The sequence below is a fragment of the Streptomyces rectiverticillatus genome, from assembly GCF_013394065.1.
GTDB lineage: Bacteria > Actinomycetota > Actinomycetes > Streptomycetales > Streptomycetaceae > Streptomyces > Streptomyces rectiverticillatus.
Map to the genome: position 1 here is coordinate 4,253,887 of NZ_CP040752.1, position 16,261 is coordinate 4,270,147.

Sequence of the window (16,261 nt, forward strand, 5' to 3'; positions counted from 1 at the left end):
TCAGCGGCCGGTCTTGGGTGCCTTCCAGCGGGCGATGCCGCGGGCCACCAGGTTGAGGATCATGACGAAGGCGATGAGGACGAGCGCCGCCGCCCAGGCGCGGTCGTAGCTGGCGTCGTTGCCGGCCGCCCACTGCTCGTAGATGTAGTACGGCAGGGAGGACTGGGCGCCTTCGAAGGGGTTGTTGTTGATCACCTGGGAGCCGAAGACCAGGAGGACGATCGGGGCGGATTCACCGGCGATGCGGGCGATGGCCAGCGTGACGCCGGTGGCGATGCCGCCGATCGCCGTGGGCAGCACGACCTTGAGGATCGTGCGCCACTTGGGCACGCCCAGGGCCAGCGAGGCCTCGCGCAGCTCGTTGGGGACGAGCTTGAGCATCTCCTCGGTCGAGCGGACCACGACCGGCATCATCAGGATCGCCAGGGCCATGGCCCCGGCGAAGCCGGAGTAGCCGAAGTCGAGCATGAGGATCCAGAAGCTCAGGATGAACAGGCCCGCGACGATCGACGGGATGCCCGTCATGACGTCCACGAAGAACGTCACCGCCTTGGCCAGCCGGCCCCGGCCGTACTCGACCAGGTAGATCGCCGTCAGCAGGCCGACGGGGGCCGCGACGGCCGTGGCGATGCCGACCTGCTCCAGGGTGCCGATGATCGCGTGGTAGACGCCGCCGCCGGGCTGGATGGTCAGCACCCCGCCCATGGAGTGGGTGAGGAAGTTCCCGTCGAGGACCTTCGCGCCGCGGGCGACGGTCTCCCGGACCAGCGAGACCAGCGGTACGACGGCCAGCAGGAAGCAGACCCAGATGAGGCTGGTGGCGAGGCGGTCCTTGGCCTGCCGGCGGCCCTCGACGCGGGTCGCGAGCGCGTACATCACGATGACGAAGAGGCCGCCGGCTATCAGGCCCCACTGGATCCGGCTGCTCAGCGCGGCGCCCAGGCCGATGCCGCAGCCCGCGGCGATCGCGCCGGCGGCGACGGCGGCCGGGGTCCAGCGCGGCAGGCGCGGCTGGTGCAGGGAGACGGGGCGCGGCTGCGGGGCGCCCTCGGCGACCAGCGGCTGGTCGATGGTCACGTCGCTCATTCCGAGTACTCCTTGCGACGCGCGATGATCATCCGGGCCGCGCCGTTGACCAGCAGGGTCAGGACGAAGAGGACGAGGCCGGAGGCGATCAGGGCGTCCTTGCCGATCTCACCGGACTCCTTGAAGCTGCTCGCGATGTTCTGCGCGAACGTGCCGCCGCCCGGGTCCAGCAGGCTCGTGCCGATGATGAAGCTGGGGGAGAGGACGGTCGCGACGGCCATCGTCTCGCCGAGGGCGCGGCCGAGGCCCAGCATCGAGGCGCTGATGACTCCGGAGCGGCCGAAGGGGAGGACGGCCATCCGGATGACTTCCCAGCGGGTGGCGCCGAGCGCGAGCGCGGCCTCCTCGTGCATCTTCGGGGCCTGCAGGAAGACCTCGCGGCTGACGCTGGTGACGATCGGCAGGATCATGATCGCCAGCAGGATGCCGATGGTGAACAGGGAGCGGGCGGCGCCGTCGTGGTAGGCGAAGATGCCGGTCCAGCCGAGGTAGTCGTCCATCCAGCTGTAGAGGCCGCCCAGGTGCGGCACCAGGAAGAGGGCGCCCCACAGGCCGTAGACGATGGACGGCACGGCGGCGAGCAGGTCGATCACGTACGCGAGCGGGGCGGCGAGCCGGCGCGGGGCGTAGTGCGAGATGAAGAGCGCGACGCCGATGGCGACGGGTACCGCGATGACCATCGCGATCAGCGAGCTGACGATGGTGCCGAAGGCCAGGACCGCGATGCCGAAGACCGGCGGTGTGGCGTTGGCGTTCCACTCGAAGGTGGTGAAGAAGCTGCCTTCGTTGTGGGAGAGGGCGTTGGTGGCCCGGACGGTGAGGAAGACCGCGATGGCGGCCATGATCACCAGAAGCAGGAGGCCGGAGCCGCGGGAGAGGGCGAGGAAGATCCGGTCGCCCGGGCGGGTGGCGGCCGACGGCCGCTGCTCGCCGGGTGGCGGTGGCGGGCCGGCTGTGGTGGCTGGGGTTATGTCGTCCATGAGGTTCTCCGGTCTGCGGGCCGCCTCCCGGCGGGGGGACGCGGCCCTGGTGCGGCGGTGCACCGGATGGTGTGACCGGGCTCCGGCGGCGGAACCCGGTCACACGCGGGTCAGGAGAGGCTCGCGACCGTCTCGCGGACCTTCGTGGCGATCTCGGCGGGCAGCGGGGCGTAGCCCATGTCCTTCAGGACCGACTGGCCGTCCGCGCTCGCGATGTAGGTCAGGAAGGACTTGACCGCGGGGAGGGTCTCCGCCTTGTTGCCCTTGTCGCCGACGATCTCGTAGGTGACCAGGGTGATCGGGTAGGCGCCCTCGGCCTTGGTGGTGTAGTTGAGCTTGAGGGCGAGGTCCTTGCCGGAGCCGGCGATCTTCGCCTCGGCGATGGCCTTGGAGGCGTTGTCGGAGGTGGCCTCGACGGGGGCGGAGGCGCCGGTGTTGAGCTTCACCGTCTTGATCGAGTTGGCCGTGGCGTAGGACAGCTCGAAGTAGGAGATCGCCCCGTCGGTCTGCTTGACCTGCGAGGAGACGCCGGCGGAGCCGTCGGCCGCCTGGCCGCCCTTGGCCTTCCAGGCCTTGCCGGCCTCGTACGGCCACGACTTGTCGGCGGCGGCCTTGAGGTACTTGGTGAAGTTGTCCGTGGTGCCCGACTCGTCGGAGCGGTGGAACGCCTGGATCTTGAGGTCCGGGAGCTTGGCGTCCGGGTTGAGCTTCTTGATCGCCTCGTCGTTCCACTTCTCGATCTTCGAGTCGAAGATCTTGGCGAGGGTGTCGGCGTCCAGGACCAGGTTGTCCACGCCGGGGACCTTGTAGCCGATCGCGATCGGGCCGCCGAGCAGGGGCAGGTTGATGCCCTGGCCGCCCTTGACGACCTCCTTGGACTTGGTGACCTCCTCCGGCTTGAGCGCCGAGTCGGAGCCCGCGAAGGCGGTCTTGCCCTGCAGGAACTCCTGGATTCCCGCGCCCGAGCCGGTGGGCTTGTAGTTGATCTGGATGTCCTTGCAGGCCGCCGTGAAGTTCTTCACCCACAGGTCCATGGCGTTCTTCTGCGCGGACGAGCCCGAGGCCAGGAGCTGGCCCTTGCCCTCGCACTTGATGTTGCCCGCGGCCTTGGTGGAGCCGCCGCCGGTGGAACCACCACCGCTGTTGTCGTCGGAGCCGCACGCCGTGAGGACCAGGGCACCGGAGACGGCGATGGCGCCGAGAGCGACGGCGCGGAGCCGGTTCTTGCGCTGAAGCTTCACTTTCGGGTGTTCCTTCCGGGAGCCGCCGCTGGGGCGGCGTGCGAGAGGTGACCGGTGCGGACGGTCCTGCCCGCACCCTCTATCGGCGAAATTAGGCAGATCAGGTGAAGCGGTCGATGGAGCAGAGTGAACGGAGAGTGAACCTCACCCGTCAGGGTGGTGGCCCTCGGTGGGATCTTGACGCGGGCCCATTCCGCCGATCTTCGCGAGTGTGATGCAGATCTCTGTCGGTTTGCGGGAGGTCATGGCAGCATCCCTTCCTCGCGTGACGGTATGTCAGACGTGGGGGCGGTAGCCGCGGAGGTGGCCTGTGGGGCGGAACGGCTGGAGTGCGGGCACGGCGAACACTGGGAGCATGGCGGGCGGCAGAGGCGAGGGCTGCGGAGGCAAGCGCGTGATCTCGGTGACCGCATTGATATGTGTACTGGCCGTGGCCGGGGTGGTGGTCACCATGCCCGGCACGGCCCATGCGCAGCCAAAGCCGCCGCGCACCCTGGAGGACGTCCACAAGGAAGTCGAGGGCCTCTACCGCCAGGCGGAGGCCGCCACGGACGCCTACAACGCGGCCGACGAGGCCCAGCGCCGCCAGGAGAAGTCGATCACCGAGATCGCGAAGTCCGCGGCCGAGGCCCAGGAGCGGATGAACCGCCTCAAGAACCAGGCCGGCTCCCTGGCCCGCGCCCAGTACCGCGACGGCACCCTGCCGCCCCAGGCCCGCCTCCTCCTCTCCGGCTCACCCGAGAGCTTCTTCGACGGCGTGGCCCTCACGCACAAGGGGCAGGCCGCCACGCGCGGGCTGATCACCCAGGTCGCCGTGGTCCAGAAGACCCTCGACGGCTACGCCAAGGCCGCCGGCGAGCGCTGGAAGACCCTCGACGGCGAGCGCCGCAAGAAGGAGGGCGCGAAGAAGCAGATCGAGGCGAAGCTCGCGGCCGCCAAGGAGCTGGAGTCGAAGCTGGAGGAGAAGGAGAAGGAACGGCTGCGGCAGCTGGAGGAGGAGCGGGCGCGCCAGGCCCAGCAGAAGTGGCTCGCCTCGGACGCGGTCAAGGGCGTCGCCCTCAAGGGCTCGGGCGCGGCGACGGGCGAGGGCAAGCGTGCGGTCGAGTTCGCCTCGGCCCAGATCGGCAAGAACTACGTGTGGGGCGCCGAGGGCCCCGACACGTACGACTGCTCCGGGCTGACGCTCAAGGCGTGGGCGGCCGCCGGCCGCGCGATCCCGCGCACCTCGCAGGACCAGTGGCGGCAGCTGCCGAAGGTCGGCCTCAAGGACATGCGGCCGGGCGACCTGATCATCTACTTCGCCGACGCGAGTCACGTGGGGGTGTACGTGGGCGACGGCGCGATCGTGCACGCGCCGCGGCCCGGCCGGCAGGTGACGGTCGCGGGGGCGGGGTCGATGCCGGTGCTGGGGGTCGTACGGCCGGGATAGCGCCCGCCCGCGTGTGACGCGCGTCGCGCGGAGTGCCCCCGCCGGGGTGATGTATGTCATCGCGGGTTCCTCCCCCGCACGCACCGGAAGCCGCCCTGGCTGGGGCATATGACAGCGGCGAGTGGCTCCGCTCCATTCCGTTGGGCAGTGCCCTGCCGCTATGGTCGCGTTCGGCACCCGCCGGGCGGCGGGGCGCCATGCCTTCAGGGGGCGGAGGCACCTCCGGCGGTCGCCGGAGGAGGAAGGAAACCCGTGACCATGTCCGTACCCGCGCCGAGGGCCCCGGAGCAGGCTGCCGCACCGGCGCCCGACGCCGGGCTGACCCTCCTGGTGATCGAAGGCGACCCCGCCGGGCCGCTGTCGATGCCGGACATCACCGAGATGTCGGGGGCCGAGGGCAAGCCGGTCCGTATCCGCACCGCCCGCAACCTCACCGAGGCCGAGCGGCTCCTCACCGACGACGTCAACTGCATCCTCCTCGACCTCGCGGACGCCGGCGCGGCCGCGGGCACCGCCGGCGGCCCCGGCCGCCCCGACGAGCTGGACACCCTGCGCCGGGTGCTGCAGCTCGCCCCGCACCACGCCGTGCTCGCCCTGACCGCCGAGGCCGACACCGACCGGGCCGCCGAGGCCGTACGCGTCGGCGCCCAGGACTACCTCTCCCGTGACGAGCTCGACGGGCGCGTCCTCAGCCGGGCCATCCGCTACGCCGTCGAGCGCAAGCGCGCCGACCTCGCCCAGCGGCAGCTCACCGAGTCCCGTCTGCGCGCCCAGGAGAACGCCCGCCTCGAGCGCGGCCTGCTGCCCACCCCGCTGCTCGCCGGCTCCGGCCTGCGCTTCGCCGCCCGCTACCGGCCCGGCCGCAGCCGCGCCCTGCTCGGCGGCGACTTCTACGACATGGTCCGCACGCCCGACGGCACCGTCCACGCGATGATCGGCGACGTCAGCGGCCACGGCCCCGACGAAGCCGCCCTCGGCGTCGAACTGCGCATCGCCTGGCGGGCGCTGACCTTCGCCGGGCTCTGCGGCGACGAACTCCTCGCCACCCTCCAGCAGGTCCTGGAGCACGAGCGCGCGGACGACGAGACCTTCGCGACGCTGTGCGCCGTCGACATATCGGCCGACGGGCGCCGGGCGGGCCTCAGCCTCGCCGGCCACCCCGCCCCGCTGCTCGTACGCCCCGGCGCGGCCCCGCACCTGCTGCCGCAGGACGACGGCGGCCCGGCGCTCGGCCTGCTCCGGCGCGCACGCTGGCCGCGCCGCCAGGTCGAACTCGGCGGCCTGTGGAGCCTGCTGATGTACACCGACGGCCTGATCGAGGGCAGGGTCGGGGCCGGGACGCGGCGCCTGGGCCAGGAGGGCATGGTCGAGCTGATCGGCCGCCGGCTCGCGGAGGGGCTGCGCGGCGAGGAGCTCCTGGACGCGGCGGTCGCCGAGGTGCAGGACCTCAACGGCGGGGAGCTGACCGACGACCTCGCGGTGCTGCTGCTCGACCGGGGTAGCCGGGCTCCTGCGGAGGGCGACCGGCCCCACTGGCCGGCGGGGCGGGCGGCCGTACCGCCGCTGCGGACGTGAGCGCCGCGGGGCGCGGGTGGCGTCAGCGGCGGCCGTTGTACGGCCCGTAGGGGCCGTCCGAGCTGGAGCCGCCGCCGCGACGGCGCGGGCCGCGGCCGCCCGAGGCCTGCTTGAGCGCCGGCCGGACGTCCACGATGTAGACGATCGTGGCGATCAGGCCGAGGACCGGCAGGAAGCTCATGATCCCCATGAACAGGTTCACGGCGACGGCGACGCCGAGGATGATCAGCCAGAACGCCTTGGACTGCTTGTCCGCGGCGCGGTAGGCGTCCTCGCGGTGCACTGCGGCGTTGACGAACGCGAACAGGCTGAACACGAGCAGGCCGATCGACACCCAGTACATGACTTCGCCGAAGGCTTGCAGAAGCACGTCGCTCACCTTGCCCGTCTCGTTCGGTCCGTCCTGACCGCCACCGTACCCGGAGAACGGTCCGGGCACGCGAAATGTGCCCGGACCGTACGCGGCCCGTACGCGGCCCGCTGCCGTGAGCCGGTTACTCGCCGGTCTTGGCGTCGGTCTTCTTCGCGGCGGCCGTCTTCTTGGCCGGGGCCTTGCGGGCGGCGGCGGGCTTGTCCCCGGCGTCGTCCGCGGCGGCGTCGCCGGAGGCACCGGCGGGCTTGTCACCGGCCGCCTTGTCCTCGGCGGCGGCCTGGTCGCCGGAAGGCTTCCCGGCCTCCGGACCGGCCGTCTCCGCCTCCGGCTCGATGGCCACGGCGATGTCCTGGAACTCGTCGGCGACGTCGCCGCGCCACTGCTTCACGGCCGTGCGGCCGCGCTCGGCCAGCTTCTCGAACTGCTCGCCGGCCGCCGCCGCGTACCCGACGGCCTGCCCGACGCCCTTGAGCGCCAGGTCCTGCGCGGTCTGCCCCAGGTTCTTCACGTCGCTGTCGAGCGAGCCGACGATCTCGGTGAACTTCGCGGTCAGCGTGGCCTGGGCCTCCTTGGCCTGCCGCGCGACCCGCTCCTGCACCACCTTCGGGTCGGTCTTCTTCAGCTGCTCGAAGCGCTCGGGCGCCTCGGTAAGCAGCTGCCCGAGCTTCTCGGCGGTGAGGTCCGCGGCACCCGCGGCGGCGTAGGCCGTGTCGGTCGCCGCGTTGCGGATGTCCTGCGTGGTGATGGCCATGGCGATGGTCTCCCGGATCAGCTGGAAGGTTTGCTGGCGTCGTCCGTCGCGAGCCCGTTCTCCTTGCGGAAGGACTCGTAGATCTGGAGCAGCACCTGCTTCTGCTGCTCGTTGATCGAGGGGTCGGCGAGGATCACACTGCGGACCTCCGCCTCGTCCCGGTCCCGCTCGTCGAGGATCCCGGCCTGCACGTACAAGGTCTCGGCGGAGATCCGCAGCGCCTTGGCGAGCTGCTGCAGGATCTCGGCGCTCGGCTTGCGCAGGCCGCGCTCGATCTGGCTGAGATACGGGTTGGACACCCCGGCGGCATCGGCGAGCTGCCGCAAGGTGAGCTGCGCATTGCGCCGCTGCTCGCGCAGATACTCGCCGAGATTGCCGACGTTGAGTGATGCCATGTGTCCAGGCTGCCCCACGCTGCTAACTTTTGCAAGCAACTGCTTGCAAAAGTTGAGCGGGCTGGTGTGATTGGTCGAGATAGTTGTCACCTAGCCGAGCTGTCTGTCACCTGGTGCGACAGAGTGACAGCGGCCTGTTGAGCCGTGATGTCCTGTCGCACGGCAGATGGCGGATTCTCACGCGGTCTCACGCCGTAGGCTGCGTTCTCATCGTTCCTGTCACGGTCGTTTGCAGCAGGTACGCGAGGGCCGGAGGGGCCGATGGACATGTTCGACGGAGTCCGACGGCGGTAGCGATCCGGACGTGGCTCGCCCGGACGATGAACCGACCGCGGTTCCAGACCGCGGCTCCCGCCGCTGACGGCCGGCCGTCAGCGGCGGGTCTCGATCCGCAGGTCGCCGGTGGTCACCCGGCGGATGGGCTCGCTCGCCAGCAGCTCGTGCGGCTGGCCGAGGTCGATCGCGCCCGCCGCGTCGAGCCGGGCCAGTTGGGCGTCCGTCAGCTCGACCGCCAGGGCGCCCAGGTTGTCCTCCAACTGGGCGGGGGTGCGGGCGCCGAGCAGCGTGCTCGTCACGCCCGGCTTCCGCAGCGTCCAGGCCAGCGCCACCTGGGCCGGGGTGTGCCCCAGCTCCCCGGCCAACTCCCGGACCACTCCGGCCACGCCGAGGCTTCGTTCGGTGAGGGTGCCCAGGGCGAGGTTGTGGCTCCGACGGGTGCTCCCGTCGGGGCCGGCGCCCGTCGCGCCCACGTCCTCCCGGTCGTACTTGCCGCTGAGCACCCCGCCGCCGAGCGGCGAGTACGGGACCACGCCCAGGCCCAGCTCCAGGGCCATCGGGATCAGATCGCGCTCCGCGGTGCGTTCGATCAGGCTGTACTCGACCTGCAGCGCGACCAGCGGAGACCAGCCACGCAGGTCGGCGATCGCCTGCATCCGGGACACCTGCCAGGCCGGGGTGTTGGAGATCGCCACGTACAGCACCTTGCCCTGCCGGACCAGGTCGTCCAGGCCGCGTAGCACCTCCTCCACCGGCGTCCGGAAGTCCCAGACGTGCAGGTACAGCAGGTCGAGGTAGTCGGTGCCCAACCGCCGCAGGCTGCCCTCCACCGAGCCGAACAGCGCCTTGCGGTGCCCGCCCCCGGAGTTCGGGTCGCCGGGGCGGCGCAGGGTCGAGTACTTGGTGGCCAGCACCAGGCGTTCGCGCTCCTCGTGGGCGAACTCGCCGAGCAGGCGCTCGGAGCTGCCCTCGGTGTAGGTGTCGGCGGTGTCGAGGAGGTTGCCGCCGAGCCCGACGTAGCGGTCGAACAGCTTGCGGGCCTCGGCCCGTTCGGCGCCCCACCCCCATTCGGTGCCGAAGGTCGCGGTGCCCAGGGCCAGCGGTGAAACCCGCAGTCCCGAGCGGCCCAGCAGCCGGTAGTCGTCCAATGCCAGTGCCATCAGGTCCTCCTGTGCTCGCGTGTGCTCGCGTTCCGTTGCCGGGACCGAGTCTGCGGCGGCGGCCGTCCCCGGATAAGGGAGGGAACTTCCTGGGAAGGCCGGTCCCACCCTGGCGGTTGGACCGGTCATGACGACACGAACCGTGGACACCACCGAGGAACTGGCCGCCTTCCTGCGCAGCAGGCGCGAACGGCTGGACCCGGAGCGGCTGGGCCTGCCCGCGCACCGGCGGGCCCGGCGGACGCCCGGACTGCGCCGAGAGGAGGTCGCCGAACTGGCCGGAGTCAGCACCGACTACGTGGTCCGGCTGGAGCAGGGCCGTGGACTGCGGCCCTCGGCGGAGGTGCTGGCGGCGCTGGCCCGGGCCCTGTGCCTGGAACCGGGCGAACGTGACTACCTGTTCGACCTGGCCGGACACCGCCGCCCCGGCACCACCGGTGGGCCGTCCGCCGGGGCGGCGCCGTCGCTGGCCCGCCTGGTCGGTGACCTCTCGCCGCTGCCCGCCGTACTGATGGACCACCGCTACGACCTGCTGGCATGGAACCCCGAAATGGCCCGGCTTCTACCGGACTTCGACGCCGTGCCGCCGGAGCGGCGCAATGCCATGTGGCTCTGCCTGCTGCACCCGCCGATGCGCGGCTTCTACGCTGACCGGGAGCAGGTGCTGCGGGACGGGATCGCCCACCTGCGCGCGGCATGGGCCGCGCACCCGGAGGACCGGGAACTGTCCGGCCTCATCGCCGAGTTCGCCACGCAGGACGAGGACTTCGCCCGCTTGTGGTCAGAGCGGGAGGTCGGCGTCAACGGACGCGGCCGGAAGTTGCTGCGGCATCCGGTCGCCGGTGCGATCACCGTCGACTTCGAAGTCCTGCTGCCGCTCCAGGACCCGGAACTGCGCCTGCTGGTCTACCGCGCTGCGGACGAGGAGAGCCGCGCGTCCCTGGACCGTCTGTGCGCGCGGTGACTGGTGCCAAGAAGACTGACAACTCACGGTTGGTTGCAAGAAGCGTGACCACTTGGTGCCAACAAGCGTGTCCCACGGACCAGAAACCGCAGCTCACCGACCCTCACAGGTTCCAACTAACGTGTCCAGGCACATCGGCCGTGTGACCCGGTGTCCTGTCGCATTCGAGTTGCAGGATTCTTAGCTTTTTTCGCGTTCGCCGCGGCTGGTTCGGTAGCGGCGCCCTTGTGTAGAAGCGATGAGGCAGGACCACCCTGGCCACGCTATTGGGAACCTGGCCATGCATGTTGGACTCGCGGGACTGCGGCGCCCGGTTCGATTTCTCGGATGAGGTGTTCGGCGTGCTGGAGCAGGAGGACGCGTAGTGCTGTGTAGTGGGGCATGCGGCCGGGGCGGGCGAGGTTGTCCCAGGTATTGCTGCGCCTTGTCCCGCTCGTATGTGAGCGGGGAGGGGTCGCCGCGACCGCGTGGCAGAAACGGATACGGGGGTGGGTCGCCGTGCCCTCCCGCTGGGTGTGCGCGGCGACGAACCGGTCCTCCGGTCTACCGGAGGTCGGTGTGGGAGGGGACGACGACGCCGTACAGGTCGGAGACGGTCGCGAGGGCGCTGTCGTGGATCTGCTGGGCGGTCAAGGTCCGGCCCGCCTGGTGCATCGTCTGAAGGGGGCGCGTCGCGCAGGCGTCCGCGACGATGGTGGGCTTGCTGCCGCGCAGGAAGGCGCCCTGCGCGGTGAACATGACGCACATGTGCGTCATGAATCCGGCGATGACGATGGCCGCGTTGCCGGCGGCGTCGACGAGCTCGCCCAGGTCGGTCTTATGGAAGGCGTCAGGGGCGGTCTTGACGACCACGGCCTCGCCCTCGACCGGGCTGACGCTCGGGTGGATCCGACCGGCCTCGGAGTCGATGTCGTAGCCCGCCTCCTGGACGTGGATGACCGTCGCGCCCGCTCGGCGAGCGGCTGCCAGCAGAGCGGCGGCGGATTCCAGCGCCGGCTTCCAGCCGTCGAGCTCCATCACACCGGCCGTGTAGGTGTTCTGGTAATCGATCATCACGAGGGTCGCATCGGCGAGGGCGGCGGGCGTCTCGTCGAAGCCGTTGAGTGCGCGCAGGGTCGTCGTAGCCATGGGAAGTAACCATCTCCAGGTGTATGCAGCGCTAACTGATGACGTAATCGATGATAACGCGGTATCCGCGAGCCCTTTCCTGGGTGTCCGTAAATCCCCAGGTCAGACGCGTAAGCAACGCTTTCTTGAGCTGTTAGCATGCGGCTATGACAGCTGCACGAGAGCGCATCCTGGAGGCCACCGCGGAGCTGCTCACCACCAGGGACGCGCTGGCGATCTCCACCCGGGCCATCTGCGAGCGGGCCAAGGTCGGCATGCCCGAGATCTACCGCCAGTTCGGCGACAAACAGGGGCTGCTCACCGCGGTGGCCGAGGTCGGCTTCGAACACTTCCTGGCCAACAAGCGGCGCAACCCGCTCACCGACGACCCGGTGGCGGACCTGCGCACGGCCTGGGACAGCCACGTCGCCTTCGCACTGGGCAACCCACACCTGTACCGGCTGATGTTCACGCCGACCGGTGACACGAGGCCGCGGTCGATCAGGGAAGTGCGGGCCCTGCTCCTGACGGCCCTGCAACGCTGCCGCGACGTGGGACGCCTGCGCATGACGCCCGAGCGGGCAGCCGATTCGATCCTGGCCGCGAACGTCGGCGTGTGCGTGATGACACTGTCCTTCCCCGAACTGTTCGGAGGTGCGGACATCTCCCACTCCGTACGTGACGCGGTGATCGACAAGGTCACCGGCGACGAGCGGGAGGACACCAGGATCGACACCGCGACGATCCTCGCCGACGCCCTGACCGGCACACTCACGGGCACGGCCCCCGTGAACAGCGCCGCCCTCGACCGCCTGGCCCGCGCCCTCCGCCCGCCGTCGACTCGATGACCTGCAGGCACAGGACGAACATCTCCTGCTCGTCGCGCCGGTCGGAGGCGATCTCCCCGCCCTTGCCGCAGGCGATTACGGAGCCTGCGCCGTTGGAGGGCCCCCTCACGTTCAGGTCCTCCTCGATCTCCCGCGGAAGATCGCGCAGCCGCAGGTAACGGGCCCCCAAGATGGTCTGCTGGGCGCGGCCGGCCTCCAGCATCGCCGCGTAGGCGGGGTGGGAGCCGAAGCACGATAGTGAAGGTGACCGGGTCTCGGTCTACCTGAACCATCTGAAGCCGCTGAGCGGCAGGGACAGGGCGGCCGGTTTCGACGGGGCCTGGCTGCGGGAGTTTCCGTCATACCGGGGCAGAGGCATTTTCCGGGCTTGTACTGGGCGGCCACGATGCTGCGGCATGTGGGTTTCGAGTCCTGGCTGGAGCGTGATCACGCGATCGCGCAGCAGGCTTCGTCCAGCCCTGGACGACAGCGCCAGTGACGAGAAGGGTGCGGACGCGTGAAGCCCCTCTCCGAGCTGATGTCCGGCAGGAGCCGCCCGGTCTGGCCGAAGCGGTGGGAGGGCCGGGGGCGGTCGTCAAATCAACCCCATCCGGGGGTATCTGACGGGTGCTTCGCCGGAGGAGGGTGATGAGGCGTTGCCCGCTCGGCACGATGTGCCTGCCACCGGCCCCAACGGGGGTAGGGCCGGGGGCAGGAGTTCGTGTGCGCCGCGTGGACGGGTCCGGCCGGGGGAGAGCCGGCGGACCGGGGGTCCGGTCAGGCGCCGTACGGGCGGGCGGCGCGCGCCTCTCGCAGCGACAGGGCCCACCAGGTCAGCTGGTCGATCAGGACCTTGGCCGCGCCGGAGGCCTGCTCGCCGGCCTCCGCGTCCAGGTGGCGGCCGTCGTCGTCGAGCTTGCCCCAGGGGTTGTGGAAGCTGACCTGCTCGCGGATGGGGACCGCGTGCAGCTCGGTGAAGACCGGGCGCAGGTGCTCGACCGCGCGCAGACCGCCGGAGAGGCCGCCGTACGAGACGAAGCCGACCGGCTTGGCCTGCCACTGGGTGTAGTGCCAGTCGATGAGGTTCTTCAGGGACGCCGGGTAGCTGTGGTTGTACTCGGGCGTCAGGACGACGAACGCGTCGGCCTGCTCCAGGCGCGGCGTCACCTCGGCGAGCGCGGCGACGTCCTCGGCGGTGGGCTCGGCGCTGAGGCGCATCGGCAGGGGGTGGTGGGCGAGGTCGACCAGGTCGACCTCGATGTCACCGTGCCGGGCGACCTGCTCGGTGAACCACTTGGCGACGGTGGGGCCGAAGCGCCCGTCGCGGGTGGAACCGACGATGACGGCGAGTCGGTAGCTGCTCTCGGACACGATGGGCCCTTCTGGGAGACGGGGCGGGTGGGTGGCGGCCCGTGAGCCGTTGACCAGAAGTCTGGAATCTCAAGTCCGGTTGAGGTCAAGGGTCGTTGACCGGCCTGGGCGGTTTGCCGGGGAAAGTGGCGAATTTGAATGTCACTTTTTCCGGATCAGAACACGTCGGCGCACCACGGACGCCGCCCGGTGCGCAGCAGGGCGTCCGCGCGGCCCGCCGCTCCGGGGGTCTCCTCGTCCACGCGGCCCAGCGCCACGAGCCGCGCGGCGGACTCGTCGCCGAGCAGCATGCACCCCAACTCCGCGACGGACAGGGCGAGATCAGCCGGACGGTTCGTGGGCGCGCAGGAGGCGCCGTCGGGGCCGGCCTCCAGCAGGAAGCGCCCGCCGGCCAGCCCGGAGCGGTCGGTGACGTCGAGGACGAGCGATCCGGCGACGGGGTACGTGCGCGCCCGCAGCAACTCCGGTACGTCCAGCGGCCGCACCCACAGGAAGTCGGCGTGCGTGACCACGCGCGCGGCCCGCGGGTCCGGCAGCAGCAGCGGCAGGATGTCGTCCGGCGCGCGGTGGCCGGTACGGACGCGGGTGACCCAGTCCGCCGACAGCAGGAACAGCCACAGGGCGCGCTCGGCGGCGGGGGTGACCGCGACGAGGTCCAGGACGGTCGCCGTCTGGTGCGGCAGCTTGGCCTCCCACCGGTCGTCGGACGTGAAGGCGAGGAGCCCGTCGACGCCGCCCTCCGCGGACCGGTGGAGCAGGAAGAAGGGCTCGGTCCACGGGCCGTCGTCCACCGGGAGCGCGCCGGTGTTCCGCCGCCACCACACGTCCGCACGGTCGACGAGGCCGTGCCGTACGGCCCGTACCCGCTCGTACAGCGCGGGCCCGTGCTCCCGGACCTCGGCGGCGTCCACGTAGTCGACCCGCCCGCCGTCCCCGGGGCCCGCGTGGCGCGGGTCCAGGCCGGCGCGGGCCACGTCCACCTCCCACTCCGTGACCCGGGCGGCGGGGCCGAAGCCGAAGCGGCCGTAGATCGGGTACTCGGCGGCGATCAGCGTGGCCGCGGCGTCGCCGCGCTCCTTGGCCTCCCGCAGGTCGCGGTCCGTCATACGGCTGAGCAGCCCGCGGCGGCGGTGCGTGGCCGAGACGCTCACGTTGCTGACGGCGTTCGTGGTCACCGAGGCGCCGCCGGGGACGCTGAGTCGCTGCGTGAAGCTGCGGTAGGTGGCCACGCAGCGGCCGTCGTCGAACGCGCCCTGGGCGCGTTCGAGGTCCATGAGCTCGCGGCGGAAGACGAGCTCGCTCTTGCTCACGGAGGGCGGGAGGAGGTAGCCGGTGCGGCGGGCCCGGAGCCAGTTCGGAAGGTCGGCGTCGGTGATCGTACGGATGTCGAGGCTCATGGCCGCGACGCTAGGGGCCCGCCCGCAGCGGTCGCACGTGGATTTTTCCCAGGTCCGGGCAGGACGTCAGCGCGCCCGTCAGCGCGCCCGTGCGCCGCCGCGGGCAGGGCGTCAGGCGAGGAGGTCGTCCACTTGTGCTTCCCCTTCCCGGTACCTGCGGGCGATCTCGGCACTGCAATCGTCCGCCCTGCGCTGCAGCTGCTGGCGCCGCACGGACACCTGCCGCTCGTAGGACGCCAGGCGGCCCATCGCCTCGTGCAGCTCGGCGTCCGTACGGGCGCCCAGGTCCGACAGCTCGACCTCCGACAGCATGTCCTCGGCCAGGCGCCGGTACTCCTCGCTGCGCGGCGTGCCCACCGTCACGTGGCGGGCGGACGAGCGGTGGTCCGAGGGGCCGTCCGCGAGGATCTCCGACAGCCGGTCCACGACCAGGCGGGCCATGACCGGGGAGCCCGGCGAGGAGCGGCGGGCCAGCTCGGCCCGGAGGATGTCGACGCGGCCCTGGAGCAGCCGCCGCACGTAGCTGAGGTCCGCCTCGTCCCGCCGGGCGTCCCCGCGCAGGGCGCGCAGCTCCACCAGGCTCAGCTCACCGAGGCCGCGGCCGGGGGCGTCCGCCTGCCGGCCGGAGCGCTGGCTCGGCGGCCGGGGCTGCAGGCTGTCGGCTGCCTTGAGCATGGGGCCGTCCTCAATGGGTGTGGTCATGCGCGTCTTCCGTTCCCCTCGGGCGGTGTGCGACCGCATCACGTTTGCCCGCACAAGGCACCGCCTGCACGCATCGTGCCACTGTGTGAGGTCCGGGCGCAGGGTCTCCGCACCCGAACGGACCTGGATGGACGCAGGGCATCATGGTCCGTATGCGTGCAGTGGTGCAGAGGGTGGACGGAGCGCGGGTCGTCGTGGACGGCGAGACCGTCGGGGAGATCATCGGACAGGGGCTGTGCGTCCTTGTCGGGGTGACGCACGACGACACCCCGCAGAAGGCGGAGCAGCTCGCCCGCAAGCTGTGGTCCGTACGGGTTCTCGAGGACGAGAAGTCGTGTTCGGACGTGGGGGCGCCGCTGCTCGTGATCTCCCAGTTCACTCTCTACGGTGACGCCCGGAAGGGGCGGCGGCCCACGTGGAACGCGGCCGCCCCCGGCGGGGTTGCGGAGCCCTTGGTGGACGAGGTCGTCGCACGGCTGCGGGCGCTGGGGGCGCAGGTGGAGACGGGCCGCTTCGGCGCGGACATGAAGGTGTCGCTGACGAACAACGGCCCGTTCACGGTCCTGATCGAGGTCTGACCCGCCCCTTCCCGGAACCGGGGCCGGCCCCGGCCCCGGCCCCCACGGG

17 protein-coding genes and 1 pseudogene are annotated in these 16,261 nt (G+C 71.2%); 6 read left to right on the top strand and 12 right to left on the bottom strand.

Annotation, left to right across the window (positions count from 1 at the left end):
• The 3 genes from pstA to pstS form a co-directional block, all read right to left on the bottom strand.
• Window positions 1-1,086, bottom strand: a complete 1,086-nt coding sequence (gene pstA / locus FGW37_RS18560) for a phosphate ABC transporter permease PstA (protein WP_179082064.1) — start codon at window positions 1,084-1,086, stop codon at window positions 1-3.
• Window positions 1,083-2,066, bottom strand: coding sequence for a phosphate ABC transporter permease subunit PstC (pstC, locus tag FGW37_RS18565; protein ID WP_179082065.1), 984 nt, complete (start codon window positions 2,064-2,066; stop codon window positions 1,083-1,085). The genes pstA and pstC overlap by 4 nt, the downstream gene beginning before the upstream one ends.
• A gap of 110 nt (window positions 2,067-2,176) precedes the next feature.
• The gene (pstS, locus tag FGW37_RS18570) at window positions 2,177-3,307 is read right to left on the bottom strand and encodes a phosphate ABC transporter substrate-binding protein PstS (RefSeq protein WP_179082066.1); all 1,131 of its coding nucleotides are present in this window, start codon (window positions 3,305-3,307) and stop codon (window positions 2,177-2,179) included.
• Between the two features lie 355 nt (window positions 3,308-3,662).
• Between pstS and FGW37_RS18575 the strand changes: the two genes are divergently transcribed.
• Together FGW37_RS18575 and FGW37_RS18580 are read left to right on the top strand one after the other, a co-directional pair.
• A complete protein-coding gene (locus FGW37_RS18575; protein WP_179082067.1) occupies window positions 3,663-4,736 on the top strand; it encodes a C40 family peptidase in 1,074 nt (357 codons plus the stop codon).
• 258 nt (window positions 4,737-4,994) lie between these two features.
• Entirely contained in the window at window positions 4,995-6,311 is a 1,317-nt protein-coding gene (locus FGW37_RS18580; RefSeq protein WP_179082068.1) for a PP2C family protein-serine/threonine phosphatase, read from the top strand.
• 22 nt (window positions 6,312-6,333) lie between these two features.
• Here FGW37_RS18580 and FGW37_RS18585 read toward each other — a convergent pair whose 3' ends face one another.
• From FGW37_RS18585 to FGW37_RS18600, 4 genes are all read right to left on the bottom strand, one after another.
• The gene (locus FGW37_RS18585) at window positions 6,334-6,681 is read right to left on the bottom strand and encodes a DUF2516 family protein (protein ID WP_179082069.1); all 348 of its coding nucleotides are present in this window, start codon (window positions 6,679-6,681) and stop codon (window positions 6,334-6,336) included.
• 124 nt (window positions 6,682-6,805) lie between these two features.
• Complete coding sequence (locus tag FGW37_RS18590) at window positions 6,806-7,435, bottom strand: hypothetical protein (protein WP_179082070.1); 630 nt, start codon at window positions 7,433-7,435, stop codon at window positions 6,806-6,808.
• Window positions 7,436-7,452: 17 nt separating this feature from the next.
• A complete protein-coding gene (locus tag FGW37_RS18595) occupies window positions 7,453-7,830 on the bottom strand; it encodes a helix-turn-helix domain-containing protein (RefSeq protein ID WP_058045683.1) in 378 nt (125 codons plus the stop codon).
• 371 nt (window positions 7,831-8,201) lie between these two features.
• Window positions 8,202-9,266 (bottom strand): aldo/keto reductase, encoded by a 1,065-nt coding sequence (locus FGW37_RS18600; protein WP_179082071.1) that lies wholly within the window; start codon window positions 9,264-9,266, stop codon window positions 8,202-8,204.
• 127 nt (window positions 9,267-9,393) lie between these two features.
• Between FGW37_RS18600 and FGW37_RS33875 the strand changes: the two genes are divergently transcribed.
• Complete coding sequence (locus FGW37_RS33875) at window positions 9,394-10,230, top strand: helix-turn-helix domain-containing protein (protein ID WP_179082072.1); 837 nt, start codon at window positions 9,394-9,396, stop codon at window positions 10,228-10,230.
• 543 nt (window positions 10,231-10,773) lie between these two features.
• Here the strand turns inward: FGW37_RS33875 and FGW37_RS18610 are convergent.
• On the bottom strand, window positions 10,774-11,358 hold the full coding sequence (locus FGW37_RS18610) for an isochorismatase family protein (RefSeq protein ID WP_179082073.1): 585 nt from the start codon (window positions 11,356-11,358) through the stop codon (window positions 10,774-10,776).
• A gap of 146 nt (window positions 11,359-11,504) precedes the next feature.
• Here FGW37_RS18610 and FGW37_RS18615 point away from each other — a divergent pair, with 146 nt between their 5' ends.
• Window positions 11,505-12,185, top strand: a complete 681-nt coding sequence (locus FGW37_RS18615) for a TetR/AcrR family transcriptional regulator (RefSeq protein ID WP_179082074.1) — start codon at window positions 11,505-11,507, stop codon at window positions 12,183-12,185.
• Here FGW37_RS18615 and FGW37_RS34175 read toward each other — a convergent pair.
• Complete coding sequence (locus tag FGW37_RS34175) at window positions 12,109-12,387, bottom strand: Tn3 family transposase (RefSeq protein WP_179082075.1); 279 nt, start codon at window positions 12,385-12,387, stop codon at window positions 12,109-12,111. The genes FGW37_RS18615 and FGW37_RS34175 overlap by 77 nt on opposite strands.
• A gap of 70 nt (window positions 12,388-12,457) precedes the next feature.
• On the opposite strand from FGW37_RS34175, the pseudogene FGW37_RS33365 reads away from it, so the two are divergent.
• Window positions 12,458-12,621: pseudogene (locus FGW37_RS33365) on the top strand (TnsA-like heteromeric transposase endonuclease subunit); the annotation flags it as partial.
• Window positions 12,622-12,941: 320 nt separating this feature from the next.
• On the opposite strand, the gene FGW37_RS18625 reads toward FGW37_RS33365, so the two are convergent.
• The 3 genes from FGW37_RS18625 to FGW37_RS18635 all read right to left on the bottom strand — a co-directional run bounded on the left by FGW37_RS18625 (window position 12,942) and on the right by FGW37_RS18635 (window position 15,634).
• A complete protein-coding gene (locus FGW37_RS18625) occupies window positions 12,942-13,535 on the bottom strand; it encodes an NADPH-dependent FMN reductase (protein ID WP_179082076.1) in 594 nt (197 codons plus the stop codon).
• Window positions 13,536-13,690: 155 nt separating this feature from the next.
• Window positions 13,691-14,932: a GNAT family N-acetyltransferase gene (locus tag FGW37_RS18630; RefSeq protein ID WP_179082077.1), complete on the bottom strand. Its 1,242-nt coding sequence runs from the start codon at window positions 14,930-14,932 to the stop codon at window positions 13,691-13,693.
• 111 nt (window positions 14,933-15,043) lie between these two features.
• Complete coding sequence (locus FGW37_RS18635; RefSeq protein WP_246430441.1) at window positions 15,044-15,634, bottom strand: RsiG family protein; 591 nt, start codon at window positions 15,632-15,634, stop codon at window positions 15,044-15,046.
• A 152-nt stretch (window positions 15,635-15,786) separates the two neighbouring features.
• Here FGW37_RS18635 and dtd point away from each other — a divergent pair, with 152 nt between their 5' ends.
• A complete protein-coding gene (dtd, locus tag FGW37_RS18640; protein ID WP_179082078.1) occupies window positions 15,787-16,212 on the top strand; it encodes a D-aminoacyl-tRNA deacylase in 426 nt (141 codons plus the stop codon).
• Window positions 16,213-16,261 lie beyond the last annotated feature (49 nt).